The sequence below is a fragment of the Variovorax sp. dw_954 genome, from assembly GCF_018449755.1.
GTDB lineage: Bacteria > Pseudomonadota > Gammaproteobacteria > Burkholderiales > Burkholderiaceae_C > Variovorax.
Genome location: NZ_JAAVVD010000026.1, coordinates 1 through 24,112, shown reverse-complemented (window position 1 = coordinate 24,112; position 24,112 = coordinate 1). Strand labels below are relative to the sequence as shown.

Here is a 24,112-nt window from a genome sequence, read left to right as displayed (position 1 = left end):
ACGCGAAGGGCGCGAAGGAACGCAAAGGACGCGAAAGAAGCCAAGAAATTTCTTTGGAAGTCCTTTCGCGTTATTTCGCGAAACCGTCGCGTCCTTCGCGTACGGCCAAGTCCGCATTCCGACAGCCTCTGTCCGAGCGCAACCTGCCCAGGCGCCCTACCTATCCGTCCGAACCGACAGGCTCTCCTTCACCTCCTCCATCACCACATAGCTGTGCGACTGCGCCGTCACGGGCAGTTTCTTCAGCACGTCGCCCAGCAGGCTGCGGTACTCGTCCATGCCGCCGAGTTGCGCTTTCACCAGGTAGTCGAAGCTGCCTGAGACCAGGTGGCATTCCTGCACGTCCGGCACGTGCAGCAACTCCTCGCGCACCTTGTCGAACACCTCGGCGGATTTCGATGAAAGCGTGATCTCCACGAACACCAGCAGCGACTTGCCCAGCGCCTGCGGCGACACGCGCGCGTGGTAGCCGGTGATGACGCCGGCGCGTTCCATGCGCTTCACGCGCTCCGAGCAGGGCGAGGTGGAGAGCCCGATCTGCTGCGCCAGATCCGTCATCGAAATGCGGCCCTCGCGCTGGAGGATGTCGAGGATCTTGCGGTCCATGCGGTCGAGTTCGGTCATTTCACTTCCAGCAGGTCAAAGCGAGCAATGCCGCAGGAATATTCACTGCAATTTGCAGAAATTTCAATTAAACCAGTGGCAGCAGGCCGCATAAATTTACCGGATTCCTCACCACATTCGGGATCTGCAATGAAAGTCATTGTTTTGGGCGGCGGCGTCATCGGTGTCAGCACGGCCTATTACCTGGCCCGCTCGGGCGCCAGCGTCACGGTGCTCGACCGGCAGGCCGGCCCGGCGCTGGAAACCAGCTTCGCCAACGCGGGCCAGGTGTCGCCCGGCTATTCCACGCCATGGGCCGCGCCCGGCATCCCGCTCAAGGCGATGAAGTGGATGTTCCAGAAGCATGCGCCGCTCGCGGTCCGCCTCGACGGCAGCCTGTTCCAGTTGCAATGGATGGCGCAGATGCTGCGCAACTGCTCGCCCGAGCGCTACGCGGTCAACAAGGAACGGATGATGCGCGTGGCCGAATACAGCCGCGCCTGCCTGCAGCAACTGCGCGCCGACACCGGCATCCAGTACGAGCAACGCACCGGCGGCACGCTGCAACTGTTCCGCACCCAGTCCCAGCTCGACGCTGTGCAGCGCGATGTCGCGGTGCTGAAGGAATGCAACGTGCCCTTCGAACTGCTCACCCGCGACCAGCTGGCGCAGGTGGAGCCCAGCCTGGCGCAGGCGCGCGACCGGCTCACCGGCGGCCTCCGCCTGCCGAACGACGAAACCGGCGACTGCCATCGCTTCACCAATGCGCTCTGCGAGCTTGCGCGCGGCCTGGGCGTGGACTTCCGCTTCGGCCCGTCGGTGGACGGCCTGGTGACGGAGGGCGGCCGCGTCACCGGCGTGCGCGTCGACGGCCAGGTGCTGACCGCCGACCGCTTCGTGCTGGCCTTCGGCAGCTATTCGCGCGACTTCCTGACGCCACTGGGCCTCGACCTGCCGGTCTATCCGGTGAAGGGCTATTCGCTGACGGTGCCGCTGGTCGACCCGGCATTCGCGCCGCAATCGACCGTGCTCGACGAAACCTACAAGATCGCCGTCACCCGCTTCGACGACCGAATCCGCGTGGGCGGCATGGCTGAACTCGGCGGCTTCGACCTGCGGCTCGACCCGCGCCGCCGCGCCACGCTGGAACTCGTGGTCAACGACCTGTTCCCCGGCGGCGACGTCAAGCGCGCATCGTTCTGGACCGGCCTGCGCCCCATGACCCCGGACGGCACGCCGGTCATCGGCGCCACGCAATTCCCCAACCTGTTCCTGAACACCGGCCACGGCACGCTGGGCTGGACCATGGCCTGCGGGTCGGGCAAGCTGGTCGCGGACATGGTGACCGGGCAGCGGCCGGAGATCAGCACCGACGGGCTGGCCATCGACCGCTACGCACGTCTCCGCGCCGGCGCGCGCGGCATGCGCTCGCCTTCGCCCGCGACGGCCTGAGTCGGCCGGAGCCCCTCCGGCGGCTCGAAGCGTGCTGAACTGCACGTTTGCCGTCGTCGTTACATGCGCGCGGCTTGGGGCATGAGCCGATCGGAAGTCCTATGATTCACCTTTGTAAAATATTGTTGCAAAGGTCTCTCAATGTCTCTTCAGGCTTCGCGCAGACGATTCGGCCACGCAGCAGGCGCATGGGCGCTGCTGGGACTGGCGGGCCCTTTGCACGCGCAAACCACCGGCGCAAGGCGAGGCGCGGCGGCGGGCAAGCTGATCGTCGGGCAGTCCATCCCGATGACGGGGGCGGCCAGCGAAATCGGCATGGCCTTTGCGGGCGGCGCCAAGCTGTTCGTGGGCGGCTACAACGACCGCGTTGCCACTGCAGGCGGCCCCACGATTGAACTGCGGCAGCTAGACGACGCCTATAACGCCGACAAGGCCGGCGCCAACGCCACCAAGCTGCTGGCCGAGGGCGCGGATGTGCTGTTCGGCTTCGTCGGCACTGCCAGCGCGGAGGCCGGCGCCTCGGTCGCACAGAAGCAGGGCGCTCCCTTCTTCGCACCCTTTGCAGCGGCCGACGCGCTGCGCGACAAGGCCCACGGGCACGTCTTCCACGTCCGCCCGAGCATGGCCGACGAGGCCTACGCGATGCTGCGTCAGTGCGACACGCTGGGGCAGAAGCGCATCGCCGTGGTGGTGGACGACGACGCCATGGGCCGCGCGGCGTTGCAGGCGCTGCAGGACGCCGCGGTCGAGCTCAAGCTGGCGCCGCCGGTCGCCGTGGCGAAAGTGGCATCGGGGGGCACCCAGGTGGCGGAGGCCGTTGCCAGCGTGATGAAGGCACAACCGCAGGCGGTGGTGCAGGCCTCGCTCTCGCAGACCACCGCTGCTTTCGTGCGCGAGATGCGCAAGGCCGGCTACGGCAGCGCGCTGATGACCTTTTCCGTCGTCGGCATCGACCCGCTCTACACCGCGCTCGGCAAGGACATCCGGGGCGTGATCATTTCGCAGGTGGTGCCGGCCCCACGCGACAACAGCCGCACGCCGATCGTCAAGGAATACCTCGCGGCACTGGCCGACTCCGACCAGACCGCCTCGTACGAAGGACTCGAAGGCTTCATTGCTGCCAAGTCGCTCGCCGAGGCCGTGCGCCGCGCCGGGCCCGCGCCCACGCGGGCCGTGCTGCAGAAAGCGATGACGGGCATGAACGACTACGACGTGGGCGGCTTTCGAGTCAACCTGCGACCGCCCCTGCACGACACGGCGCGCACCGTCGACCTGGTCTACATCACGGCCGAAGGCCGCGTGCTGCGTTGATGAACACCCTCCCGACAAGGACTTCTTCCATGAACATGCATTCCATGCCCGTCCTGGCCGCGCTGCTCGCGCTGGCCACAGCGCCTGCGATGGCCGGCGTTCATCGCTGCATCGACGCCGACGGCAAGGTGACTTTCTCCGACACCGTCTGCAATGGCGTTCGGGCCGAGAAATCCTTCGGCGCGGTGAATTCGGCCAAGGGGTGGAAAGAGGAGACCTATCGGCCGACGACTGCGGGCGCCCGGCAGGACGTGACACCGGTCTCGGTGCAGGCGCCTGCGCACGCCGCTGGCGCGCTCAAGACGCGCTGAACTTCGGCTGCAAGGCCGGTCAGGTTCACGCAAGCGCCACGCGTTCAAGCGTGCGTTCACGAGCGTGGCCTTCGGACTTGTTGCGCGAGTTGAGCGATGCGGCCGCGGTCGAGTGAGGCTGCTCAGCACTCCACGACGTTCACCGCGAGCCCGCCCAGCGAAGTCTCCTTGTAGGTCGACTTCATGTCCTCGCCGGTCTGCTTCATGGTCTGGATCACCGCGTCCAGCGACACATAGTGGCTGCCGTCGCCGCGCAGCGCCATCCGCGCCGCGTTGATCGCCTTCACCGCGCCCATCGCGTTGCGTTCGACGCAGGGGATCTGCACCATGCCGCCGACCGGGTCGCAGGTCAGGCCGAGGTTGTGCTCCATGCCGATCTCGGCCGCGTTCTCCACCTGCGCGGGCGTGCCGCCCATCACGGCGGCCAGCGCGCCGGCCGCCATCGAGCATGCCACGCCGACTTCGCCCTGGCAGCCGACCTCCGCCCCTGAAATCGATGCGTTGGCCTTGTAGAGCATGCCGATCGCGGCCGCCGTGAGCAGGAAGTCGACGATGCCGCCGTCGCTCGCCGCGGGCACGAAGCGCGTGTAGTAGTGCATCACCGCGGGCACCACGCCGGCCGCGCCGTTGGTCGGCGCCGTGACCACCCGGCCGCCGGCCGCGTTCTCCTCGTTCACCGCCATGGCAAACGCATTGACCCAGTCCATTGCTGCCAGCGGATCGGCCGCGCCCTGTTGCGCATCGAGTTCGCGCCGCAGTTCAGGCGCGCGGCGGCGCATGCGCAGCGGGCCGGGCAGCGGCAAGGCCGCCATCGGGTTGTCGATGCCGAAGCCGCGCTGGACGCACTCGCGCATCACGGACCAGATGCGCAGCAGTCCGGCGCGCACCTCGGCCTCGGGGCGCCAGGCGCATTCGTTGGCCATCATGAGTTGCGCGACCGACAAGCCGCTGGCGTTGGCCTGGGCCATCAGTTCGTCGCCGGTGCGGAAGGGCCAGGGCCAGTCGCGCGCGACCTCGGGCACCGCGTCCGGATGTGCGCCGCCCTCGACCACGAAGCCGCCGCCCACCGAGAAATAGCAGCGCTGCGCCAGGGTCGAGCCATCCGCCGCCGACGCTGTGAAGCGCATCGCATTCGGATGCTCGGGCATCGACTGCTCGCCGAGGAAGGGGATGTCGCGCACCCTGTCGAAAGCGATCGCATGCCGGCCCAGCAGCAGGAGCTGGCCCGACTTGCGCAAGGCCGCGAGCCGGGGCTGCACGGTAGCCGGGTCGACGCCGTCCGGCGTGTCGCCGAACAGGCCGAGGATCACGCCCTGGTCGGTCGCGTGGCCCGCGCCGGTGGCGCCGAGCGAGCCGAACAACTCGCACCGCACGTGGGTCGTGTCGACAAGGAGGCCATCGCGCTCCAGGCTGCTGGCGAACTGCTGCGCGGCGCGCATCGGGCCGACGGTGTGCGAACTCGACGGGCCGATGCCGATCTTGAAGATGTCGAAGGCGGAGAGCATCGGCCGATCATGCGCCCATCCTCGGCTGCCGCGGCACCTACGTCTTCAGGAGTAGGTGATCCAGTCCTCGTACGCCGGACCGTCAAGGTGCGGAAGCGTGTTGTAGGTGACGAGCATGTGGCGCTTGGGCGTGAACGCGAACTCGGTGATCGAGCTGTTGCGGATGCGCAGGTTGAGTTCGATGGTGGTCTCCGCGCTGGTGCCGAGCACATGGCCGACGGCAGTGGAGATTGGGCCGCCGCTCGACACCACCAGCACCTTCGCGCCGTGGTGCTTGTCGCGCACATGGTCGAGCGCGGTCGTCACGCCCGCGAGGAAGTCGATGTAGTTCGGCATGCCGACCGGCTCGGTCTTGCCCTGCATCCAGACGCTGAGGCCGTCGCGCAGCAGGCGGAAGTGCTTTCGGTACAACTCTGGCGTGTCGGCCTTCGGCAACTCGCCGGGGTGGATGGTCGCGACGATCGCCTCGCTGTCGTACTCGTTGAGGCCGGGCCACGGCAGCACGTCCTGGTTGGCGAGGCCCAGCCCCTTTGCGATGCCTTCCCAGGTTTGCCGATGGCGCTTGAGCGTGCCGGTGATGACGGCGTCGAACTGCATGCCGCGCTCGCGCCAGTATTCGCCGAGCCGCACCGCCTGCTTGTGGCCCAGTTCGCTGAGGTTGTCGTAGTCGGCCGCGCCGAATGAAGCTTGCCCATGGCGCACGAGGTAGAGGGTTCCCATGCCGACGATTCTGGCAAAGGGCGGGCGGGGTGCTTGTCCCGGCTGCGACCGGCTCGCAAAGCGTTTTGCGACCCCCAAAGAAAAAGCGGCCGCACGAAGCGGCCGCGAAGTCCGGCGGCTTTCTTCCAGGGAGGTAGAGAAAAAAACCAGGGTTCGTTTTGACACGAATCACTGTCCGGCAAAGATATTGTAGGGACTAGTTCAGGTATATAACTTAAGTCGTAGGCAAAAACGCCCGAGCCAAAGGGTCAAATATTCCCGGTTGGAGCGGGCATCGTCAGCACGTTCGCGAACAGCGGCGCATCGACGTTGCCACCGCTCACGGCAATGCCGACCGTCCTGCCGCGCCAGCGTTCTCGTTGCTGCATGGCTGCAGCGAGCGCTGCGGCGCCAGCGCCCTCGGCAACGTTGTGCGTGTCGGTGAAGAGGGCGCGCATGGCCTGCGCCACTTCGCCGTCAGTGACGGTGACCACGTCCTCGGCCTCGCGGCGCAACATCTCGAGCGCCTCGGGCACCGGCGTTCGACAGGCCATGCCATCGGCCAGCAGCGTGGTCACGGGCGCATCGACGGCGTGGCCTGCAAGGAAGGAATCGCGATACGCCGTCGCATGCGCGGAAACCACGCCGATGAGCCGCGTCGATACCTTGCAATGCGCGCGTGCCGCGGCCGCAGCCGCAAAGCCCGAGCCCAGGCCGATGGGCACGAACAGCACGTCGGGCACATCGCCGGCGCGCTTCACCGCCTCGAAGAACTCGACCCAGCATGTGGCCACGCCACGCACCAGTTCGCGCGCGAACGAGGGCACGCGATGCAGGCCATCGCGTTCGGCCAGCAGGGCCGCATGCTCGGAGGCGGCCTGGAAGTCGTCGCCATGCTCGACGAGCGTGACGCCCAGCGCGCGCATGGCCGCGTTCTTCTCGACCGAATTGCCATGCGGCACCACGATGGTCGCGGCCAGTCCGTGACGCCGCGCCGCGAAGCCGATCGACTGGCCGTGGTTGCCGCGCGTGGCGCTGATCACATGGCGCACCCCGGGCTGTTCGCGCGCCAGCGATTCGAGGTAGCAAAGGCCGCCGCGAATCTTGAAGGCGCCAACCGGCGTGTGGTTCTCGTGCTTGGCCCAGAGCGTGCAGCCGAGCCGCTGGCCGAGCAGCGGCCACACGTACTGCGGCGTGGGCGGCATGGCCGCATGGACGGTGGCTTGCGCGGCCTCGATCTCCTCGCGTGTGAAGTTCACTTGCGCTCCGTGAGTGCGACGCGCACTGCGAGCGCGGCCAGCACGCTGCCCATCACGTAGCGTTGCGCACGCAGCCAGCCCGAGCTTTGCGACAGCACTGCCGTGATCGCCGCAGCGAAGACGATCATCATGCTGTTGACCAACCCGCTGCCGAGGATCTGCACCGCGCCCAGCTGCGCGCTCTGCCAGAGCACCGAGCCGCGGTCGGGATGGATGAACTGCGGAAAGAACGAGAGGTAGAACATCGCGACCTTGGGGTTCAGCAGGTTGGTGACGAAGCCCATGCGAAACAACTTGCCCGGCGGGTCGGCCGGGAGTGCGCGCGGCTCGAAGGGCGCGGTGCCCCCGGGCTTGACGGCTTGCCAGGCCAGCCACAGCAGGTAGGCCGCGCCGGCCAGGCGGATCGCATCGAAGGCCAGCGGCACCGCGAGCAGCACCGCGGTGAGTCCGAGCGCGGCGGCCACCAGGTGCACCAGGAAGGCCAGCATCACGCCGCCCAGGGAGATCAATCCAGCGCGCCGCCCCTGCACCAGCGTGCGCGAGACGCAATAGATCATGTTCGGCCCCGGCGTGAGTGCGAGCAGCAGGGAGGCGAGTGCGAACCAGGCGAGTTCGTGGAGGGCGAGCATGTTCAGTGTCCTTTCGATTCGAGCGTGACCACGCCGCGCGGCGTGGTCAAGGTGGCGGTGAGGTTGGGCGGTCCCTGCTTCAAGGTCATCGCATCGAAGCCGATGGCCTCGAGTGCACTGCGCAGGCTGTCCACGCGCGGATGCGAAGCGGCCAGCCCGAGCAGTTGGAGGCCCGACGCCGGCATCGTGTCGATCGGGTGCACCGGCCCCCACTGGATCAGCGTCGGCAGGGCGCCGTAGAAGAGGCGCTGGCCATCGTCGCGCACGGTGATCCGCCAGTCGAGCCGGCCGGCGGCGGTGTCGCGCGAGGCTTCGATGAGGTGGCCGCGGTCGATGTGCGTGGCCATGTGTGCCAGCGCATGCACCGCCGCGGCGGCGTTGGTCACACGCGCGACGAGGTGAACGAGCTGTGGGCCGCCGCGCGCCAGCGCCAGTTGCAGCATCGGGTCGTCCAGGTCGAACCAGCGGTGCAGCTTGCCCGTGCGCGCGGGGCGCCGCTCGGGGTCGATGGCGATGATCTCGAGGTAGGCCAGGGGAAAGGCCAGCGACGCGACATTGAGCAGCCGGTTGTGCGTGCCCATCAATGAATGCACGCCGCCCGGCCCCGGCGTGACGCCCAGCGTCGCCTCGCACCACTGCACGCCTTCGTCGAGCGTGCGCGCGGCGATCACGAGGTGATCGAGCAGGGCGGTCGTGCCGGCAGGGCGCATGCCATCAGAGCGTGACCGCTCCCTCGATGCACACCACCGTGTCGCCGCCGATCCAGATCCGGCCTTCGGCATCGCGCTCGACGCTCACGCGCCCGTCGCGGCCGAGGCACTGGCCCTGGCCGACGAGGTAGCGCTCGGGCATGTGTCCGTCGGTGATGAGCCACTGGGCGAGGCCGGCGTTCAGGCTGCCGGTGACCGGGTCTTCCTCGATGCCGGTGGCGGCAGCGAAGGCGCGCACCTCCAGGTCGACGCTGCCCTGGGCGCTGCCGCCGAAAGCCCTGGCCTCGCGGTTCGAGCGTGCGATCAACTGCGTGGGGGAGGGCGCCTGCGCAATGGCCGCGACGCCGACCTTGACGCCGAGTTCCTTCAGGGCGCGATGGTCCGGCACCAGCGCCAGCACGCTGTCGACTTCGTCCAGCAGCAGGCCCAGCCAATCAGACCCGTTGTCCAGTTGCTGCGCTGTCAGGATTTGCGCCGCCTTCAGGCCCAGCGCATGCGCGATCTTGGCCAGCATCGTCGGGCTGGGCGCAGTGCGCTTCAATGGCGGCGCGGCAAAGGCCAGGCGCGCGCCGTCGCGGCGGATCGTGACCAGCCCGGTCACGCACTGCTGCACGATGAACTCTGTCGACTTCGGCTTGCCGCCGGCCTTGAGCCAGGCACGGCAACTGCCGAGCGTCGGATGGCCGGCAAAGGGCATCTCGCCGCCGGGCGTGAAGATGCGGATGCGGTAGTCGGCGCCGGGCTCGGTCGGCGGCAGCAGGAAGGTGGTCTCCGACAGGTTGGTCCATTGCGCGAAGCGCTGGAACTCGGCATCGTCGAGATCGCTGCCATCGAGCACCACGGCCACCGGGTTGCCCCGGTACGCCACGGCGGTGAAGACATCGACTTGCTGGAAGGCACGGGTTTTCATGTGGGTTTCACTCCAGCGCCAGGTCCAGCACACCGCGCGAGCCGGAGCGCGACCGCAGTTCCCCGAACCAGCGCTCGACATGCGGCCAGGCCGGCCGCGTGTATTCGGTCGGCGGCAGTCCGAACCAGCGGTGCGCCTCGCAGCCCAGCGGTATGTCGGCCATGGTGAAGCTCTCGCCGAGCATGAAGCGCCGCGTGGCCAGGTGTGCATCGAGGATCGCGAACAGCGGCTCGGTGGCGTGGACAGACGCCGCGATGACGTCCGGGTTGCGATCGGCCGGCGCCGTGCGCACCCATTGCACGAAGGCCGGTGCGCTGGCCCGGTTGAAGGTGGTCTGCTGCCAGTCCATCCAGCGCTCCGCGTCGAAGCGCTCGGGCAGCGGCTCCGGGTACAGCCGGCCGGACGAATACTTGGCGCAGAGGTAGCGCACGATCACGTTTGATTCCCACAGCTTCACATGCGAGGCGTCGTCGCCATCGCCGTCGTCGATGGCCGGCACCAGCGCATTCGGGTTGAGCGCGCGGTACTCGGGGGTCTGCACGACGCCGTACTTGCCGCCGGCTTCGGTGCGCTGGAAGTCCAGTCCCAGTTCCTGCGCGCACCAGACCACCTTGCGCACGTTGATCGAAGTGATGCGGCCCCAGATGTTGAGCATGTCGTCGGTTCTTTCGGGTTTGAAGGTCGGCAAGAAGGTTAGCGGGCGGGACGGTCGAGCAGGAGCAGGCGCACGGCCAGCCCGAGCATCACCGCCGCGAGCAACGCCATGTTCGGCCCCGGCGACGCGAACAGTGCCAGCACCGCGACCCCGAACAAGCCCCAAGTCGCGAGGTCGATCATGTCGGCCGCCGTGTCAGGTGAGCGCGAGGTCCGCGGCAGCGGCGCTCGTCGGTAGATAGGGCGCAATGTTGCGCAGCGTGCGCGCGACCCATTCGTCCTTCTCGCCGACCGGTGCCACGTAGTGGATGGCGGCGGCTGCCGTGTCGACGCCTTCCGCCCGCGCGATGAGCCAGGCCGCCAGGTAGGTCGACGACAGGCAGCCGCCGGCCGTCGCCACGTTGCCGCGGGCGAAGAAGGGCTGCTCCAGCACCTGCACGCCGGCTTCCTGAACCCACGGCTTGGTGGTGAGGTCGGTGCATGCCGGCACGCGGCCGAGCAGGCCCAGTTTCGCCAACAGCAAAGTGCCCGAGCACTGTGCGCCGATCAACTGGCGCGAGGGGTCGAGCCGCAGCGCGGACATCACCGCGGCGTCGGCCGCGACCTCGCGCGTGCGCATGCCGCTGCCGGCGATCACGGCATCGGCCGCGCAGGCTTCCTGCAGCGAGGAAGCGATCTGCACCGTGACGCCGTTCATCGACGTGACCGATGGCGTCGGCGCGGCCAGCGTCACGCGCCAGCCCGGCTTCTTCACGCGGTTGAGGATGCCCAGCGCAATGAACGAGTCGAGCTCGTTGAAGCCGTCGAAGGTGAGGATGGCGATGTGCATGCTTCAGTCCTGTGAAGGTCGGTCAGCCCAGGGCGGCTGCGGGCTGGGCCTTCGCCTGCGCCGCCAGTTCCTCGCGCACCGTGGCCGCCAGCGCGGCGATGGCCGTATCGATCTCGTCGACATTGGCCGTCACGAACGACAGGCGCATGGTGCGCGAGTCGCCCGGGCCTGCATAGAAAGGCGCGCCCGGCACGAAGGCCACGTTGCGTTCCACCGCACGCGGCAGCAGCTTCACCGTGTCGATGCCCTCGGGCATGCGCGCCCACAGGAACATGCCGCCCACGGGCACGTTGAACTGCACGTCCAGGCCCTTCATCTCGCGCCTCAACGCGGCGACCATCGCATCGCGCTGGCGCTTGTAGAGCGCGCGGATCGTCGGCACGTGACGCGCGAGGAAGTTGTCCTTCATCACCGCCGACACCATGCGCTGCGTGAAGATCGGCGTGTGCAGGTCGACCGCCTGCTTGGCCTGCAGCAGCTTGGGGTAGACCGCCTTCGGCGCGATCAGGAAGCCCAGGCGCAGGCCCGGCGCCAGCACCTTCGAGAAGGAGCCGAGGTAGATCACGCCGTCGGGGTTGCGCGCGGCCAGCGGCAGCGGCGGGGCTTCGTCGAACCAGAGTTCGCCGTAGGGGTTGTCTTCCACGATCGGCAGGCCGGCCTTTGCGGCAGCTTCCGTCACGGCCTGGCGACGCGCCTCGGTCATGGTGCGGCCGGTCGGGTTCTGGAAGTTGGGCAGCAGGTAGACGAAACGCGCCGCCTCCTGCCCCGCACTGCCCCGGGCCTGGGCCACGAGGTCATCGACGATCACGCCGTCGTCATCGCTGGCCACGCTGACCGGCACCGGCTCCATCGGCGCGAAGGCCTGCAGCGCGCCGAGGTAGGTCGGCGTCTCGACCAGCACGCGGCTGCCCGGATCGAGCAGCACCTTGGCCACCAGGTCCAGGCCCTGCTGCGAGCCGGTGGTGATCAGCACCTGCGCCGGGTCGACGTTCCACGGCAGCATGTCGGCCACTGCCTGGCGCAGCGGGCCGTAGCCTTCGCTCGCGGCGTATTGCAGCGCGGCCTGGCCGTCGGTGTGCAGCACGTGGGCGCAGGCGTCGGCGAATTCCTGGATCGGGAAGGTCTTGGGCGAGGGCAGGCCGCCGGCCAGGCTGATGATGCCGGGGCGCTCGGTGACCTTGAGGATCTCGCGCAGCACCGAAGGGTTCATTTTCTCGGCGCGGGTGGCCAGTTTCCAGGTGGTTGTCATGTTGTTCTCCGTTCGGTGATATGGATTCAGTGGGTGAGCAAAGGGTAGAGCGAGGCGACCAGCGCAAGGGCCGCGACGGTGTTGAAGGCGCGAAGAAAGGCCGGTTGCTGCAAGTAGCGGCGCATGCTGCTGCCGAACAGCGCCCAGGAGCCGGTGCTTGGCATGTTGATGACCGCCATCACGCCCGTCAAGGCGAGAAGTTGCCACAGCGAATGGCCGGCTGGCAAATAGGTGGTGATTGCGCCGAGCGCCATCACCCAGGCCTTGGGGTTGACCCACTGGAAGGCCGCCGCCGCGGTGAAGCCCATCGGCCGCACCTCGGGCGCGCCGTCCTGCACCGCATCACTCGCGGAGCGGCTGCGAAAGATCTTCCAGGCCAGGTAGAGCATGTAGGCGCCGCCGGCATAGCGCATGGCGGTGTACAGCACGGGAAAGCGTTCGAACACCGCGCCCAGGCCCATGCCCATCAGCAGGATCATGAAGCAGAAGCCGACGGTGATGCCCACCATGTGCGGCACCGAGCGGGCAAAGCCGAAGTTGACGCCGGAGGCCAGCATCATCGTGTTGTTGGGGCCCGGCGTGATCGAGCTCACCAGGGCGAAGAGGCTGAAGGCCAGCCAGGTTTCCGTGGTCATGCTGTTCCTCCAGCGGTGACGGGGCGCGCAACGGCACGCGGTTGCGACAGCTTCTTGCCGACCACGACCGTCGCCACGACGGCAGCCGCGAAGCCCAGCGTCACGACATCCAGCGCCTCGCCCAGCAAAGGCACGGCGGCAAGGATCGAGAGGAAAGGCTGCAGCAGTTGCGTCTGGCTCACCCGCAGCGCGCCGCCGAGTGCCAGCCCGCGGTACCAGGCGAAGAAGCCAATCCACATCGAAAACACGCCGACATAGACGAAGCCGGCCCAGGACGAGGTCGCTATCGGCTGTTGCGGCCACAGCAACAGGGTGGCCGGCAAACTGAACGGGAGTGCCATCACGCACACCCAGCAGATCACCCGCTCGGCCCCCAGCGACGGCGTGACCTGTGCGCCATAGACGTATCCGACGGAAGCCGCCACCACCGCGCCGACCAGCAACAGGTCGGCCCATTCGAACCCGAAGCCGTTGCCATGCTGGCTCGCACGCAGCATGGAGAACGCGACCACCAGCAAGCTGCCGAGCACAGCGCACACCCAGAAGCCGAAGCGCGCCCGCTGGTGCAGCACCCATGCGGCGACGGCCGCCGTCGCCAGCGGCAACAGCGCCGTGATCACCGCCGCATGGCTCGCGGTGACCATGCGCAGTGCATAGCCAAGCAGCAGGGGAAAGCCAAGGCAGTTGCCCAGCACCGCCATCCCCAGCGGCTTCCATTGGTGGCGCTGCGGCAATGACGAGCGCGTGGCCAGCAGGAACACGAGCGACAACATGCCCGCCAGCGCCGCGCGGCCGACCGTCACGAACCACGGCGAGAGTTGCGGCGCATCGACCGTGCCCGTGGCCAGCCGGGTCATCGGCAGCGTCACCGCGAAGAAGGCCACGCCCAGCACGCCGAGCCACATCCCGAGGGTTTCGTCCTTGATCTTCTTCATGTCTCGAACATCCAGAAAGCCGTCAGCACCAGCACCGCCGCCATCGCGCGGTTGAACCACAAAAGGCGCTTGCCGTGCGCCAGCCACTGCCGCAGCAGCGCGCCGACCAGCGCATAGGCGAAGTTGCTGGCAAAGGCATACATCAGCATGACCGGCGCGACGATCGCAAAACGACTCAGTGCGTCGGGCCGGCCGGCGATCCATCCGGCCACCAGCGTGAGTGCCAGCAGCCAGGCCTTGATGTTGAGGAATTGCAGCATCACGCCCTGACCGAAGCCAACGTCAAGCTGCTTGCCATCGGCACTGCCCAGCGTGCCGCTGTTGCTCAGCTTGAAAGCCAGCCACAGCAGGTAGGCGATGCCCAGGCCCTTGATGGCCAGCCGGAGCATGGGCGCGGCCGTCACCAGCGCGCCGACGCCGGCCGCGCACAACGCGAGCAACAGCGTCCAGCCCACCGGCACGGCGACGATGAAGCGCATCGCGCGCGGCAAGCCGCCGTTGGCCGCGAGGGCGGTGGAGAGCGTGGTGTTCGGGCCGGGCGAAAAACTCATCGCCGTGGCCAACACCAGCAGCGCAGTGAATTCTTGCCAGTTCATGACACAGACTCTAAACTGAGGACCATTACAGTACCAATACAGATTGGCGAACATGATTTGGCTCTGTATTGGTTCATCCATCGACACAGATCAAAACTGCGCATGCTGACGAGAACTTCCACACAGTCGCTGACCGAGCAGTTGGCCGGCCGCTTTGCCGAACGCATCCGCACGCGCCTGCTCGCGCCCGGCGCGCGCCTGCCTTCGGTGCGCGAGTGCGCGCGGCAACAGGGCGTGAGCCCGCACACGGTCGTCGCAGCGTACGACCAGCTGCTGGCGCAAGGCCTGGTCGAGGCGCGACGCCAGCGTGGTTTCTATGTGCGCGACTCGGCCGCGGGGCAGGACGCCCGGACGCCGGGTCCGGTCGTCCATGCCATCGCGAGCCCGCTGCCGGCCTCAGGCGTACCGGCCGATGCCAGTTCCCTGATCCGTGGCATGTTCCACCGCCAGAGCGACAAGCCGCAGCCCGGCATGGGCGTGTTTCCGCCGGACTGGATGGAGTCGACCTTCATGCCGACCTCGCTGCGCCGCCTGACCAGTACACGCGCGCTGCAGGACCTGTCGCTGCAATACGGCGAACCGCTGGGCGACACCGCCCTGCGCCGCAGCCTGTCGCAGAAGCTGGTGAGCATCAACGTGCCCGCCGCGCCCGACCAGATCATCACGACCATCGGCGCCACGCATGCGCTGGACATCGTGAGCCGCACGCTGCTGCGCGCCGGCGACCCGGTGATGGTCGAGGAGCCGGGCTGGGCCATCGAGTTCGCGCGGCTGGAGTCGCTCGGCATGCGCATCCTGCCGGTGCCGCGCCGCGCCGACGGGCCCGACCTGGAGGTGATGGCGAAGTATTGCGAGGCGCACAAGCCCAAGCTGTTCGTGAGCGTGAGCGTGCTGCACAACCCGACCGGCTACAGCCTCTCGCCGGGCAGCGCGCACCGGGTGCTGCAACTGGCCAACAAGCACGACTTCCACATCGTCGAGGACGACACCTACAGCCATCTCGCGCCCGAGCATGCAACCCGGCTGTGCGCGCTCGACGGGTTGCAGCGCACGATCTACGTGAGCGGCTTCGCGAAGATCCTGGCGCCGAACTGGCGCATCGGGTTTCTGGCCGCGCCGCCGGGGTTGCTGGGCGGCCTGCTCGAAACCAAGCTGCTCGCGACCTTGACCACGCCCGCGCTGTTCGAGCGCGCGTTGGCATGGTGCATCGACCAGGGGCAACTGCGCCGGCATGCGGATCGCATTCGCGTGCGGCTCGATGGGGCGCGTGCGCGGACGGTGAAGCTGGCGTTGTCGCATGACTGCACGTTCGTGTCGGAACCGGCGGGGCTGTTCGGCTGGGTTGATACCGGTGTCGATACCGATGCGTTGACGCAGCGCATGCTGGATGAGGGCTACTTGCTGGCGCCAGGTTCGCTGTTCCACGCGCGACGGCCGCCGTCGACGCTGATGCGGATCAACTTCGCGACGGCGCAGGATGCGGAGTTCTGGAAGGTGTTCGGGCGGGTGCGGGGGTGACGCTGCTTGCCTTGCGCCCAGTGGTGAGAGCGCCCGGCACGCGGCACGGCCCAGCCGACCCTACTGCGCCGGCCCCTTCGGGGCTCCCCTGCAGTGCTCGCGTTTGGCGGGGTCCATGTGAACTCGCTTCGCTCAAACAGCACATGGCCCTGACCCGCCAAACGCTGCGCGCTTCGGAGGCGCTGAAGGGTCGGCCGCGCCGCACCGCATGCCGCGCTTGGTGTGTGCTGACTCGGACCATTCGACACGTTCGCGTTCATTCAAACCGCAACGCCCCCATCCTCTCCACGATCAAGTCATGCAGCGTCTGCGCAGCCACAGACAAGCTTCCCTCCCTCCGCTGAACCAGATAGATCGTCCGCGTCAGCCCCGGCACCGGCAGGGGCCGCGTCACCAGCGTCTCGCGCCGGAAGTGGAACAGTGTCAACGCCGGCACCACGCTGATCCCCACCCCGGCCTCGACCAGCCCCATCACCGTCGCCAGATGCTCCACCTCGAACACCGCGTTCAACCGCAGCGGATGCAGTGCCGCATCGAGTGACTGCCGCACGCTGCTGTTGCGTGCCATCTGGATGAAGGGCCACGGTGCCAACTGCCTGGCCGTCAGCTTCGGCACCTTGGCGAGTGGATGGTCCTTCTGGCACACGAGATGAAAGCCGTCGCTGCACAGCTTGCTCCCGCGCAGGTCGCTCGCCGAAGCGGCGCCCGCGCCCGAGGCCGCCAGCGCAAAGTCCGCTTGATGGCTGCGCAACTGCGCGATGCATGCGTCCGACAACGCATCGTGCAACTCGACCGTGATGCCGGGCCACGCCTTCATGAACTCGGCCAGGATGCCCGGCAACCAGCCGGCCGCGAGTGAAGGCAATGCAGCCACGCTGACACGGCCCTTGCGTCGCTCCACATGATCGGCCAGTTCGCCGACCGCGCCTTGCATGTCGTCGAGCAGGCGCCTCGCCGAGGCTTCGAACAGCCGGCCCTCGGGCGTGAGTTGAACGCTGCGCGTGTCGCGGTCGAACAGGCGTGCGCCGAGCGTCTCTTCCAGCGTGCGGATCAATGCACTGAACGCGGGCTGCGACAAATGGCAGGTCTGCGCCGCCCGCGTGAAGTTGCGTTGCTCGGCCAGCGCGGCGAACGCGCGCAGTTGTCGCGTGGAAAGGTCGGGGGTGCTCATCGATCTGCTATTTGGATGAATCGATCTGAACATTCGATTTTACGGATGAAGACCCGCGGCCTACATTCAGCCTCCATACGAGACAAAGAGGCGAATGAATCCCACCATCCCACCCCCGCTGTTGATCGGTTGCGCCGCCGGCTTTTCAGGCGACCGCACCGATGCTGCCGGCCCTGTGGTCGACACGCTCATCGCCCGGCTCGCCGCCGGCCCCGGCGGCCAGCGCGCGTTCCTCATCTTCGAGACGCTGGCCGAGCGCACCCTTGCGCTCGCGCAACTGCGTCGGCGTGCCGATCACGATGCCGGCTACGAGCCCCTGCTCGACGCCATGCTGCGACCGGTGCTGGCGCGCTGCATGGCGAACGACATCCGCATCGTCAGCAACTTCGGCGCAGCCAACCCGCGCGCCGCCGCACGACACATCGCACGCATCGCCCGTGAACTCGGCGCGCCGATGCCGCGCATCGCCGTGGTCGAGGGCGACGACCTCTCCGCCCTGGCGCAACGCGCCTTGCTGCGCGAGCAACTCGGCGAGCGCATCGACGGCCTGCGCATCGTCAGCGCCAACGCCTACATCGGAGCAGAACCCATCGCTGCCGCGCTCGACGCCGGCGCGCAGATCGTGGTGTGCGGCCGCGTGGCCGACCCGTCGCTGGCGGTCGGCCCGGCCATGTCGCACTTCGGCTGGCGCGCCGACGATTGGGAGAAGCTCGGCCGCGCGACGATGGCCGGCCACCTGCTCGAATGCGGCGCGCAGGTCTGCGGCGGCTACTTCGCGGACCCCGGCTTCAAGAATGTGCCGGGGCTCGAAAACGTCGGCTTCCCGATCGCTGAAATCCAGTCCGACGGAAGCTGCACCGTCGGCAAATCCGACGGCACCGGCGGCTTCGTCACCGAGGCCACGGTCAAGGAGCAACTGCTCTACGAAGTGCACGACCCCGCGGCCTACCTCACGCCCGACGTCATCGCCGACATCAGCGACGCCGAAGTCCAGGCCACTGGCACCGACCATGTCGCGCTCACGGGCGTTCGCGGCCATGCTCGCCCGACGCACTACAAGGTCAACGTATGCCATGAAGGCGGATGGCTGGCCGAAGGAGAGATCTCCTACGCCGGCCCGCGAGCCGAAGCGCGTGCGCGTCTGGCCGCCGAGGTACTGCGCAGCCGCTTGGGCAGCCTCAAGCTGCGCGTCGACCTCATCGGCGCCGTCAGCATCCTGGCCGACGACGCGGGCCGCGCGCTCGCCGCCACGCCCGATGGCGGCGCGCGCGACATCCGCCTGCGCGTCGCCGCCACGCACGACGACCGCGCCGAAGCCGAACGCCTCGGCCGTGAGGTGATGGCCCTCTACACCTGCGGCCCGGCCGGGGGCGGCGGCGTCCGCAGCACGCTCACGCCCCGGCTCAACACGATCTCGTGCCTGTTGCCGCGCGAGGCGGTGCCGGTTGGGTTCGAGATGGTGGAGGGCGCACTCTCCACGGCGCCCAGTGCGAAAGGCATCCAATGACCTCGGTTCGTCTTTACAGGGCCGCACACGGCCGCACCGGCGACAAGGGCGACCGCTCCAACATCAGCGTGATCGCCTGGCACCCCGAGCTGTTCCCGTTGCTCGTCGAACAGGTCACGCCCGAGGCTGTCGCCGCGCAATTCCGCCACCGCGCCCCCAGCCGCGTGCAGCGCTTCGTGCTGCCCAGGCTGCATGCCATGAACTTCGTGCTCGACGCAGTGCTCGACGGCGGCGTCAACGATGCGCTGAACCTCGACACGCACGGCAAGTCGCTGTCCTTCCTGCTGCTCGACATGCCGATCCGCGTGCCGCCCGGGCTCCAGCATCTTCTCGCCGGCCCAGCCGAAGACTGAAAAGACCCCCATCAGATTCCACTTCCAACCATCCGGAGACAAAACCCATGACCCCGATCCATTCAATCGCTCTCGCGATCGCCGCCCTGGCGCTTGCCCCCGCGCTTGCCCAGGCCGACACCTTCCCGGACAAGCCCATCACCTTCGTCGTCCCCTTCGCCGCCGGCACCGCCACCGACCAGATTGCCCGTGCCATCGGCAACGGCGTCAGCGCCGAGACCAAACAGCCCGTGGTCATCGACAACAAGGCCGGCGCCAGCGGCTTCATCGCTTCACAGCAAGTGGCCAAGGCCGCGCCAGACGGCTACACCGTGCTCATCACCACCAACACCACGCACGCGGCCAACGAGCACCTGTACAAGAAGATGCCCTACGACCCGGTCAAGGATTTCGCGCCCATCACCGCCCTGGGCAAGGGCGGGCAGATCATGGTCGTGAACCCGTCTTTCCCGGCCAGGACCGTGGCCGAGTTCGTCGCGATGGCGAAGAAGGAGCCCGGCAAGTACAGCTTCGGCAGCGGCAGTTCATCGAGCCGCATGGCCGGCGAGTTGCTGCAGCAGATGGCCGGCATCAAGCTGCTGCACGTGCCTTACAAGAGCAACACGCTCGCCGTCACCGACCTGCTCGGCGGCCAGATCAGCATGATGATCACCGACACGGCCACCGGGCTGCCGCAGGTCAAGTCGGGGAAGCTGCGCGCGCTCGGCGTCTCGGGCAGCAAGCGCTCGCCGCTTGCACCCGATGTGCCGACCATCGCCGAGGCCGGCGTCAAGGGCTACGAGATGGGCTACTGGTTCGCCGCGTATGCGCCCGCGAAGACACCGCCCGCCGTCGTCAAGCACCTCAACGAGTTGCTCGTCAAGGCCGCGAAGAGCGAGGCCGCCAGGACCATCTTCTACGACCCGACCGGCACCGAGGTCTTCACCAACACGCCCGAGGATATGGCCAGGTTCCAGGCCGCCGAATCGCGCAAGTGGGGCAGCATCGTGAAGGAGGCCGGCATCGAAGCCGAATAGCCTCATGAACTCCAGACCGCCCGCCTCGCGCTGGGTGCAGCCGCCCCCATGACTTGCAAGCGGCTGTGCGGTCACATCTACGCGCCAGGCCGACGCCCGGAACCGGTTGACCGTCGTCCAGTCCCACCCGCATGGACGGTCAGTCCAATGACCTGCTCGCCGCAGGCATTCGCATGGCCCTCTGCTCGGCAATGCCGCATCAGAGCATGCTGTCCGGGGCCAACGGCCCGATCACCTTGAGCATCAGCTTGAGGCCGGCACTTGCATCCGGCTCGGTCGTCGTGTCCTGCAGCCCGCTGCCCTGCGGCGCGCGCCACGTCAGGCGACCATCGACCAGTTCCACATGCCACGCGCCTTCGCGCAAGGTCTTTTCAATAAGTTCAGTGGTATCGCCCGACAGCCCGCGGCTGCCGATGAGCAACGCCACCTCGGTGTTCTGCTTCTGCGAACGCAGGTCCAGGTTCATCGACCCGATCACCACCAGCCGCTTGTCCATCACAAGCACTTTGGAATGCAGCATCGAGCGCGATTGACCCGTGACGGAGCCCGAGGAGCCAAAGGCGCTGTTGATGCCGGCCTGCTCGCTGCGCAATTCATAGAGATCGACACCCAGCTTCAGCAGCGCCTCCCGATGCCGCGCATAGCCGACGTGCGCGACGGGCGCGTCGTTAGAAGCCAGCGAATTGGTCAGCACGCGCACGCGGATGCCGCGCGCATGCAGTGCCGAAAGCGCCTGCGTGATGTCCGGTCCGGGCACGAAGTAGGGCGAGATGATCAGCAGGTCGCTCTGCGCCTGGCCGATCAGTTGCAGCAGGCCCTCGACCAGCGTGTCGCCGCCTGCCGCGGCGTGGGCCGCGTCTTGCACCGTGGCCTGCCGCCCGCCGCCAACGTCCTGCATCGCCGCCTGCCCTCGACTGCCAGAAGCGTCGTTGCCCTTGCGCTGCCCGCCAGCCGGCAGGCTGACCTGCAGTCCAACTGCCTCCCTGCCGGAAGCGCGAGCTGCTGCGGGGCTCGCGCTGGCGGCTTCCTCGGCGCTGGAAGCGATCTTGCCGGGCTTGTCGGCCAGTACCACGGCCAGCGCCCAGGTGAAGTCGGCCTGCGCGAGGTCGATCGGCTGCTCGTCCCAGACGACGGCCCGCCGCGCCCCGGCCGGTTGCTTCTCCGCCTCCGGCTTCGAGGCATCGTCGGCCCGGGCCTCGTCCCGGATCCTGTCCAGTTCCTCCCGCTTGACCAGCGACTGGACCGGATAGGCGCGCTCGTTGTTCCAGTAGGTGTCGAAGCTGCGCGACAGGTCCTGCACGATCGGCCCGGCCGCCAGCACGTCGAGGTCCACGAAGTTGCCGCTCTCCCCGACGCCGAAATACGCATCCCCCAGATTGCGCCCGCCAGCCACGCCGAACACGTTGTCGGCAAGGAACAGCTTGTTGTGCATGCGCTGCTGGATGCGCGATGCGTCATCGATCGAACTGAACAACCGCCCGATCGTCGAACCGCGCGCACCGGCCAACGGATTGAACAGCCGCACCTCGATGTTCTCGACGTAGGCCAGTTGCAGCACCAGCGCATCGCGCCCGGTGCTGTGGAAGTCATCGATGAGGATGCGCACCCGGACGCCGCGCGCCGCCGCCTCGCGCACCGCCCGCATCAGTCGGCGGGTGCTCGCATCGGCATGGATGGCGTAGTACTGCAGGTCCAGCGTCTTCTGCGCGCCGTCCACCAGGGCCAGCCGACTGCCGTAGGCAGCCTGCGGGCCGTCGAGCAGCAGGAAGCCCGAATCGGACCGGGCATTCGCCGCGTCATGCCGCTGCCTCACCAGCGTCGCAAACGGCGTCCCTGCCGCGGAGGCCAGCGCATGCGACACCGGCCGGTCGACCTGCGTTGGAAGCTCGGCGCAACCACCCGCCGTCAAGAGGCCGATGGCAATGAGAAGGGCAAGGGTCCAGCGCAGTGGACGAAGCATGGCGTGCCAGTCGAAGTTGAATTGGCACCGTGTATAGCCTGAAGCCGCGAGCCGCCGCGTCAGACAGACTCAACGTCCTCAGCGGGCTGCGGCGCTCAATTCTTCCCAGCGTTCCAGCGCCGCCATCAGTTCGTCGTCGATGTGCGCATGGCGCTCGCCAAGCTCCACCGCCCGCGAGGCCTCCGTCGAATAGATGGCGCCGCCATCGCGCTCCAGCAACTCGGCAATCTCCTTCTGCTCGCCTTCCAGCTCCGCGATCCGGCCCGGCAAGGCGTCGAGTTCGCGCTGCTCCTTGTAGCTGAGCTTCCTGCGCGGCATCGCGGCTGTCGCGGCAGCCGGCGCCGGCACAGGAGCGGGTGCTGGGGCGACTGCAGGTGCGAGAGTCGGCGCGGCGGCCGCACGCTGTGCGTTGATCTCCCTCGCCCGCTTCGACTGGACCAGCCAGTCCTGCACGCCACCTTCATATTCGCGCCAGTTGCCGTCGCCTTCGAAGGCAATGGTGCTCGTCACCACGTTGTCCAGGAAAGTGCGGTCATGGCTGACCAGGAACACGGTGCCGTCGTAGTTCTGCAGCAGGTCCTCCAGCAACTCCAGCGTGTCGATGTCCAGGTCGTTGGTCGGCTCGTCCAGCACCAGCACATTGGCCGGTCGCGCGAACAGGCGCGCCAGCAGCAAGCGGTTGCGCTCGCCGCCGCTCAGCGATCGAACCGGCGAGTTGGCACGCGCCGGCGAGAACAGGAAATCGCTCAGGTAGCTCTTCACGTGCTTGCGCTGCTTGCCGATCTCGATCCACTCGCTGCCCGGGCTGATGAAGTCCTCCAGCGTCGCGTCAAGGTCGAGCTTCTCGCGCATCTGGTCGAAATAGGCGACCTCGATGTTGGTGCCACGCCGAACCTTGCCGCTGTCCGGCTCCAGGTCGCCAAGAATCAGCTTCAGCAGCGTCGTCTTGCCCGCGCCGTTGGGCCCCAGCAGGCCCACCTTGTCGCCACGCAGGATGGTATTGCTGAAATCGCGGACCACGGTCTTGGCGCCGAAGGACTTGGACGCATGCGTCAGCTCCGCGACGATCTTTCCGCTCGACTGTCCCGAAACAACGTCCATGTTGACGCTGCCTTGCACGTTGCGACGGGCCGCATGGCTCGCACGCATCTCCTGCAAGCGGCTGATGCGGCTCTGGCTGCGCGTGCGCCGTGCCTCCACACCCTTTCGGATCCAGATCTCTTCCTGCGCAAGCAGCTTGTCGGCCTTGGCGTTGATCACCGCCTCCTGCGCAAGTTGCTCTTCCTTCTGCAGGAGGTATTGCTCGAAATTGCCAGGGTACGAACTCAGCTTGCCCCGATCGAGTTCGATGATGCGGGTCGCCACGCGGTTCAGGAAGCTCCGGTCATGGGTGATCGTGACCACGCTGCCTTTGAAATCGATCAACAACTGCTCCAGCCATTCGATTGAATCGAGGTCCAGATGGTTGGTCGGCTCGTCCAGCAACAGCACATCGGGCGCGGTCACGAGCGCCTGGGCCAGGGCGACACGTTTGCGCGTACCACCGGAAAGTGACCCCACACGGGCCTCCGGGTCCAGGTGCAGACGGTGCAGCGTCTCTTCCACCCGTTGCTCCCAGTTCCACGCGTCGTAGGCTTCTATTTCAGACTGAAGTGCGTCCAGGTCCGCTCCCTCCGCTGCATTCAAGTACATCTCGCGCGAGGCGATCACATGCGCCAGGCCCTCGCTCGCCGCGGCGAAGACGGTGGCCTCCATGTCCAGGGCAGGCTCTTGCGCCACATAGGCGACGCGCAGGTTCTGCTGGAGCTGCAGGGTGCCATCGTCCGCCTTCTCCAGCCCCCCGAGGATCTTGAGCATCGAGGACTTGCCCGCACCGTTTCGCCCGATAAGGCCAATACGCTCCGATTCGAGCAACGAGAAGTCCGCATGATCCAGCAGCGGGACGTGACCGAACGCGAGTTGCGCGTCGAGGAGTGTGATGAGTGCCATGTGACGCCGATTATCCGGGGGAGCCCTTGCACCTAGTGCCCCCAAGCGACGCGGGGCGTACATGGGTTGGATTGCGCTCCCTTCTCTATCTATAAGTGAGCCGCACCGGACGCAGGCAGCAACTGCGCTGAAGTACAGTGCGCTCTCCTTGCTCCCCGAGCAAAGGATGTGTGCGACGCGAGACCTGGACTTGCTAGTGATTTTTTGCAGCCGCGGTTGCGCACTGCATAAAATGGCATATACTCGTGGGCTCGGCTAGAAACGCAAACCGCGGATCAGCAGAACGGCTCCAGGCCGGTTTGCAAAAAGCC

25 protein-coding genes are annotated in these 24,112 nt (G+C 67.5%); 7 read left to right on the top strand and 18 right to left on the bottom strand.

Annotated elements, in window-relative coordinates:
* Nucleotides 1–156 precede the first annotated feature (156 nt).
* Nucleotides 157–624: a winged helix-turn-helix transcriptional regulator gene (locus HB681_RS30080; RefSeq protein ID WP_213958555.1), complete on the bottom strand. Its 468-nt coding sequence runs from the start codon at nucleotides 622–624 to the stop codon at nucleotides 157–159.
* Nucleotides 621–764, bottom strand: a complete 144-nt coding sequence (locus HB681_RS30075; RefSeq protein WP_213958554.1) for a hypothetical protein — start codon at nucleotides 762–764, stop codon at nucleotides 621–623. Before HB681_RS30075 ends, HB681_RS30080 begins: the two co-directional genes overlap by 4 nt.
* On the opposite strand from HB681_RS30075, the gene HB681_RS30070 reads away from it, so the two are divergent.
* From HB681_RS30070 to HB681_RS30060, 3 genes are all read left to right on the top strand, one after another.
* Nucleotides 754–2,055: a D-amino acid dehydrogenase gene (locus HB681_RS30070; RefSeq protein ID WP_213958553.1), complete on the top strand. Its 1,302-nt coding sequence runs from the start codon at nucleotides 754–756 to the stop codon at nucleotides 2,053–2,055. The genes HB681_RS30075 and HB681_RS30070 overlap by 11 nt on opposite strands.
* 216 nt (nucleotides 2,056–2,271) lie before the next feature.
* Nucleotides 2,272–3,366 (top strand): ABC transporter substrate-binding protein, encoded by a 1,095-nt coding sequence (locus HB681_RS30065; RefSeq protein WP_256354418.1) that lies wholly within the window; start codon nucleotides 2,272–2,274, stop codon nucleotides 3,364–3,366.
* 29 nt (nucleotides 3,367–3,395) lie between these two features.
* Complete coding sequence (locus HB681_RS30060) at nucleotides 3,396–3,677, top strand: DUF4124 domain-containing protein (RefSeq protein ID WP_213958551.1); 282 nt, start codon at nucleotides 3,396–3,398, stop codon at nucleotides 3,675–3,677.
* Nucleotides 3,678–3,799: 122 nt separating this feature from the next.
* Here HB681_RS30060 and HB681_RS30055 read toward each other — a convergent pair whose 3' ends face one another.
* From HB681_RS30055 to HB681_RS29995, 13 genes are all read right to left on the bottom strand, one after another.
* On the bottom strand, nucleotides 3,800–5,182 hold the full coding sequence (locus HB681_RS30055; RefSeq protein ID WP_213958550.1) for an L-serine ammonia-lyase: 1,383 nt from the start codon (nucleotides 5,180–5,182) through the stop codon (nucleotides 3,800–3,802).
* 45 nt (nucleotides 5,183–5,227) lie between these two features.
* Nucleotides 5,228–5,902, bottom strand: coding sequence for a histidine phosphatase family protein (locus HB681_RS30050; protein ID WP_213958549.1), 675 nt, complete (start codon nucleotides 5,900–5,902; stop codon nucleotides 5,228–5,230).
* 248 nt (nucleotides 5,903–6,150) lie between these two features.
* On the bottom strand, nucleotides 6,151–7,140 hold the full coding sequence (locus HB681_RS30045; RefSeq protein WP_213958548.1) for a threonine dehydratase: 990 nt from the start codon (nucleotides 7,138–7,140) through the stop codon (nucleotides 6,151–6,153).
* Complete coding sequence (locus HB681_RS30040) at nucleotides 7,137–7,769, bottom strand: LysE family translocator (RefSeq protein ID WP_213958547.1); 633 nt, start codon at nucleotides 7,767–7,769, stop codon at nucleotides 7,137–7,139. Before HB681_RS30040 ends, HB681_RS30045 begins: the two co-directional genes overlap by 4 nt.
* Before the next feature lie 2 nt (nucleotides 7,770–7,771).
* Nucleotides 7,772–8,479: a VOC family protein gene (locus tag HB681_RS30035; protein WP_213958546.1), complete on the bottom strand. Its 708-nt coding sequence runs from the start codon at nucleotides 8,477–8,479 to the stop codon at nucleotides 7,772–7,774.
* 4 nt (nucleotides 8,480–8,483) lie between these two features.
* Nucleotides 8,484–9,389 carry a PhzF family phenazine biosynthesis protein gene (locus HB681_RS30030; protein ID WP_213958545.1) on the bottom strand — a complete coding sequence of 302 codons (906 nt, stop codon included), beginning with the start codon at nucleotides 9,387–9,389 and terminating at the stop codon, nucleotides 8,484–8,486.
* A gap of 7 nt (nucleotides 9,390–9,396) precedes the next feature.
* Nucleotides 9,397–10,044: a glutathione S-transferase gene (locus HB681_RS30025; protein ID WP_213958544.1), complete on the bottom strand. Its 648-nt coding sequence runs from the start codon at nucleotides 10,042–10,044 to the stop codon at nucleotides 9,397–9,399.
* Between the two features lie 38 nt (nucleotides 10,045–10,082).
* Nucleotides 10,083–10,226 (bottom strand): hypothetical protein, encoded by a 144-nt coding sequence (locus HB681_RS30020; protein ID WP_213958543.1) that lies wholly within the window; start codon nucleotides 10,224–10,226, stop codon nucleotides 10,083–10,085.
* Nucleotides 10,227–10,239: 13 nt separating this feature from the next.
* On the bottom strand, nucleotides 10,240–10,872 hold the full coding sequence (locus tag HB681_RS30015) for a DJ-1/PfpI family protein (RefSeq protein WP_213958542.1): 633 nt from the start codon (nucleotides 10,870–10,872) through the stop codon (nucleotides 10,240–10,242).
* Between the two features lie 22 nt (nucleotides 10,873–10,894).
* On the bottom strand, nucleotides 10,895–12,121 hold the full coding sequence (locus HB681_RS30010) for a PLP-dependent aminotransferase family protein (protein WP_213958541.1): 1,227 nt from the start codon (nucleotides 12,119–12,121) through the stop codon (nucleotides 10,895–10,897).
* A gap of 26 nt (nucleotides 12,122–12,147) precedes the next feature.
* Nucleotides 12,148–12,756 (bottom strand): LysE family translocator, encoded by a 609-nt coding sequence (locus HB681_RS30005; protein ID WP_213958540.1) that lies wholly within the window; start codon nucleotides 12,754–12,756, stop codon nucleotides 12,148–12,150.
* Entirely contained in the window at nucleotides 12,753–13,691 is a 939-nt protein-coding gene (locus tag HB681_RS30000; RefSeq protein WP_213958539.1) for a DMT family transporter, read from the bottom strand. The genes HB681_RS30005 and HB681_RS30000 overlap by 4 nt, the downstream gene beginning before the upstream one ends.
* Complete coding sequence (locus HB681_RS29995; protein WP_213958538.1) at nucleotides 13,688–14,287, bottom strand: LysE family translocator; 600 nt, start codon at nucleotides 14,285–14,287, stop codon at nucleotides 13,688–13,690. Before HB681_RS29995 ends, HB681_RS30000 begins: the two co-directional genes overlap by 4 nt.
* Nucleotides 14,288–14,389: 102 nt before the next feature.
* Here HB681_RS29995 and HB681_RS29990 point away from each other — a divergent pair, with 102 nt between their 5' ends.
* On the top strand, nucleotides 14,390–15,805 hold the full coding sequence (locus HB681_RS29990; protein ID WP_213958537.1) for a PLP-dependent aminotransferase family protein: 1,416 nt from the start codon (nucleotides 14,390–14,392) through the stop codon (nucleotides 15,803–15,805).
* Between the two features lie 256 nt (nucleotides 15,806–16,061).
* On the opposite strand, the gene HB681_RS29985 is transcribed toward HB681_RS29990, so the two are convergent.
* On the bottom strand, nucleotides 16,062–16,976 hold the full coding sequence (locus HB681_RS29985) for a LysR family transcriptional regulator (RefSeq protein ID WP_213958536.1): 915 nt from the start codon (nucleotides 16,974–16,976) through the stop codon (nucleotides 16,062–16,064).
* A gap of 94 nt (nucleotides 16,977–17,070) precedes the next feature.
* On the opposite strand from HB681_RS29985, the gene HB681_RS29980 reads away from it, so the two are divergent.
* From HB681_RS29980 to HB681_RS29970, 3 genes are read left to right on the top strand one after another with little or no spacing between them, the layout of a single operon-like run.
* Nucleotides 17,071–18,483, top strand: coding sequence for an acyclic terpene utilization AtuA family protein (locus HB681_RS29980; RefSeq protein ID WP_213958535.1), 1,413 nt, complete (start codon nucleotides 17,071–17,073; stop codon nucleotides 18,481–18,483).
* The gene (locus HB681_RS29975; RefSeq protein WP_213958534.1) at nucleotides 18,480–18,836 is read left to right on the top strand and encodes a hypothetical protein; all 357 of its coding nucleotides are present in this window, start codon (nucleotides 18,480–18,482) and stop codon (nucleotides 18,834–18,836) included. The genes HB681_RS29980 and HB681_RS29975 overlap by 4 nt, the downstream gene beginning before the upstream one ends.
* Before the next feature lie 47 nt (nucleotides 18,837–18,883).
* Nucleotides 18,884–19,852, top strand: a complete 969-nt coding sequence (locus tag HB681_RS29970; RefSeq protein ID WP_213958533.1) for a tripartite tricarboxylate transporter substrate binding protein — start codon at nucleotides 18,884–18,886, stop codon at nucleotides 19,850–19,852.
* A gap of 199 nt (nucleotides 19,853–20,051) precedes the next feature.
* On the opposite strand, the gene HB681_RS29965 is transcribed toward HB681_RS29970, so the two are convergent.
* Both HB681_RS29965 and HB681_RS29960 read right to left on the bottom strand, forming a co-directional pair.
* Entirely contained in the window at nucleotides 20,052–21,812 is a 1,761-nt protein-coding gene (locus tag HB681_RS29965) for a phospholipase D family protein (protein WP_213958532.1), read from the bottom strand.
* Between the two features lie 78 nt (nucleotides 21,813–21,890).
* Nucleotides 21,891–23,801, bottom strand: coding sequence for an ATP-binding cassette domain-containing protein (locus HB681_RS29960; RefSeq protein WP_213958531.1), 1,911 nt, complete (start codon nucleotides 23,799–23,801; stop codon nucleotides 21,891–21,893).
* Nucleotides 23,802–24,112: the final 311 nt, after the last annotated feature.

Excerpts from the sequence above, each read along its gene's own strand:
- HB681_RS30080 (WP_213958555.1), bottom strand. The coding sequence starts at position 624 with ATGACCGAACTCGACCGCATGGACCGCAAGATCCTCGACATCCTCCAG.
- HB681_RS30070 (WP_213958553.1), top strand. The coding sequence starts at position 754 with ATGAAAGTCATTGTTTTGGGCGGCGGCGTCATCGGTGTCAGCACGGCC.
- HB681_RS30075 (WP_213958554.1), bottom strand. The coding sequence starts at position 764 with ATGACTTTCATTGCAGATCCCGAATGTGGTGAGGAATCCGGTAAATTT.
- HB681_RS30060 (WP_213958551.1), top strand. The coding sequence starts at position 3,396 with ATGAACATGCATTCCATGCCCGTCCTGGCCGCGCTGCTCGCGCTGGCC.
- HB681_RS30055 (WP_213958550.1), bottom strand. The coding sequence starts at position 5,182 with ATGCTCTCCGCCTTCGACATCTTCAAGATCGGCATCGGCCCGTCGAGT.
- HB681_RS30050 (WP_213958549.1), bottom strand. The coding sequence starts at position 5,902 with ATGGGAACCCTCTACCTCGTGCGCCATGGGCAAGCTTCATTCGGCGCG.
- HB681_RS30040 (WP_213958547.1), bottom strand. The coding sequence starts at position 7,769 with ATGCTCGCCCTCCACGAACTCGCCTGGTTCGCACTCGCCTCCCTGCTG.
- HB681_RS30035 (WP_213958546.1), bottom strand. The coding sequence starts at position 8,479 with ATGCGCCCTGCCGGCACGACCGCCCTGCTCGATCACCTCGTGATCGCC.
- HB681_RS30030 (WP_213958545.1), bottom strand. The coding sequence starts at position 9,389 with ATGAAAACCCGTGCCTTCCAGCAAGTCGATGTCTTCACCGCCGTGGCG.
- HB681_RS30025 (WP_213958544.1), bottom strand. The coding sequence starts at position 10,044 with ATGCTCAACATCTGGGGCCGCATCACTTCGATCAACGTGCGCAAGGTG.
- HB681_RS30020 (WP_213958543.1), bottom strand. The coding sequence starts at position 10,226 with ATGATCGACCTCGCGACTTGGGGCTTGTTCGGGGTCGCGGTGCTGGCA.
- HB681_RS30015 (WP_213958542.1), bottom strand. The coding sequence starts at position 10,872 with ATGCACATCGCCATCCTCACCTTCGACGGCTTCAACGAGCTCGACTCG.
- HB681_RS30010 (WP_213958541.1), bottom strand. The coding sequence starts at position 12,121 with ATGACAACCACCTGGAAACTGGCCACCCGCGCCGAGAAAATGAACCCT.
- HB681_RS30005 (WP_213958540.1), bottom strand. The coding sequence starts at position 12,756 with ATGACCACGGAAACCTGGCTGGCCTTCAGCCTCTTCGCCCTGGTGAGC.
- HB681_RS30000 (WP_213958539.1), bottom strand. The coding sequence starts at position 13,691 with ATGAAGAAGATCAAGGACGAAACCCTCGGGATGTGGCTCGGCGTGCTG.
- HB681_RS29995 (WP_213958538.1), bottom strand. The coding sequence starts at position 14,287 with ATGAACTGGCAAGAATTCACTGCGCTGCTGGTGTTGGCCACGGCGATG.
- HB681_RS29990 (WP_213958537.1), top strand. The coding sequence starts at position 14,390 with ATGCTGACGAGAACTTCCACACAGTCGCTGACCGAGCAGTTGGCCGGC.
- HB681_RS29985 (WP_213958536.1), bottom strand. The coding sequence starts at position 16,976 with ATGAGCACCCCCGACCTTTCCACGCGACAACTGCGCGCGTTCGCCGCG.
- HB681_RS29980 (WP_213958535.1), top strand. The coding sequence starts at position 17,071 with ATGAATCCCACCATCCCACCCCCGCTGTTGATCGGTTGCGCCGCCGGC.
- HB681_RS29975 (WP_213958534.1), top strand. The coding sequence starts at position 18,480 with ATGACCTCGGTTCGTCTTTACAGGGCCGCACACGGCCGCACCGGCGAC.
- HB681_RS29970 (WP_213958533.1), top strand. The coding sequence starts at position 18,884 with ATGACCCCGATCCATTCAATCGCTCTCGCGATCGCCGCCCTGGCGCTT.
- HB681_RS29965 (WP_213958532.1), bottom strand. The coding sequence starts at position 21,812 with ATGCTTCGTCCACTGCGCTGGACCCTTGCCCTTCTCATTGCCATCGGC.
- HB681_RS29960 (WP_213958531.1), bottom strand. The coding sequence starts at position 23,801 with ATGGCACTCATCACACTCCTCGACGCGCAACTCGCGTTCGGTCACGTC.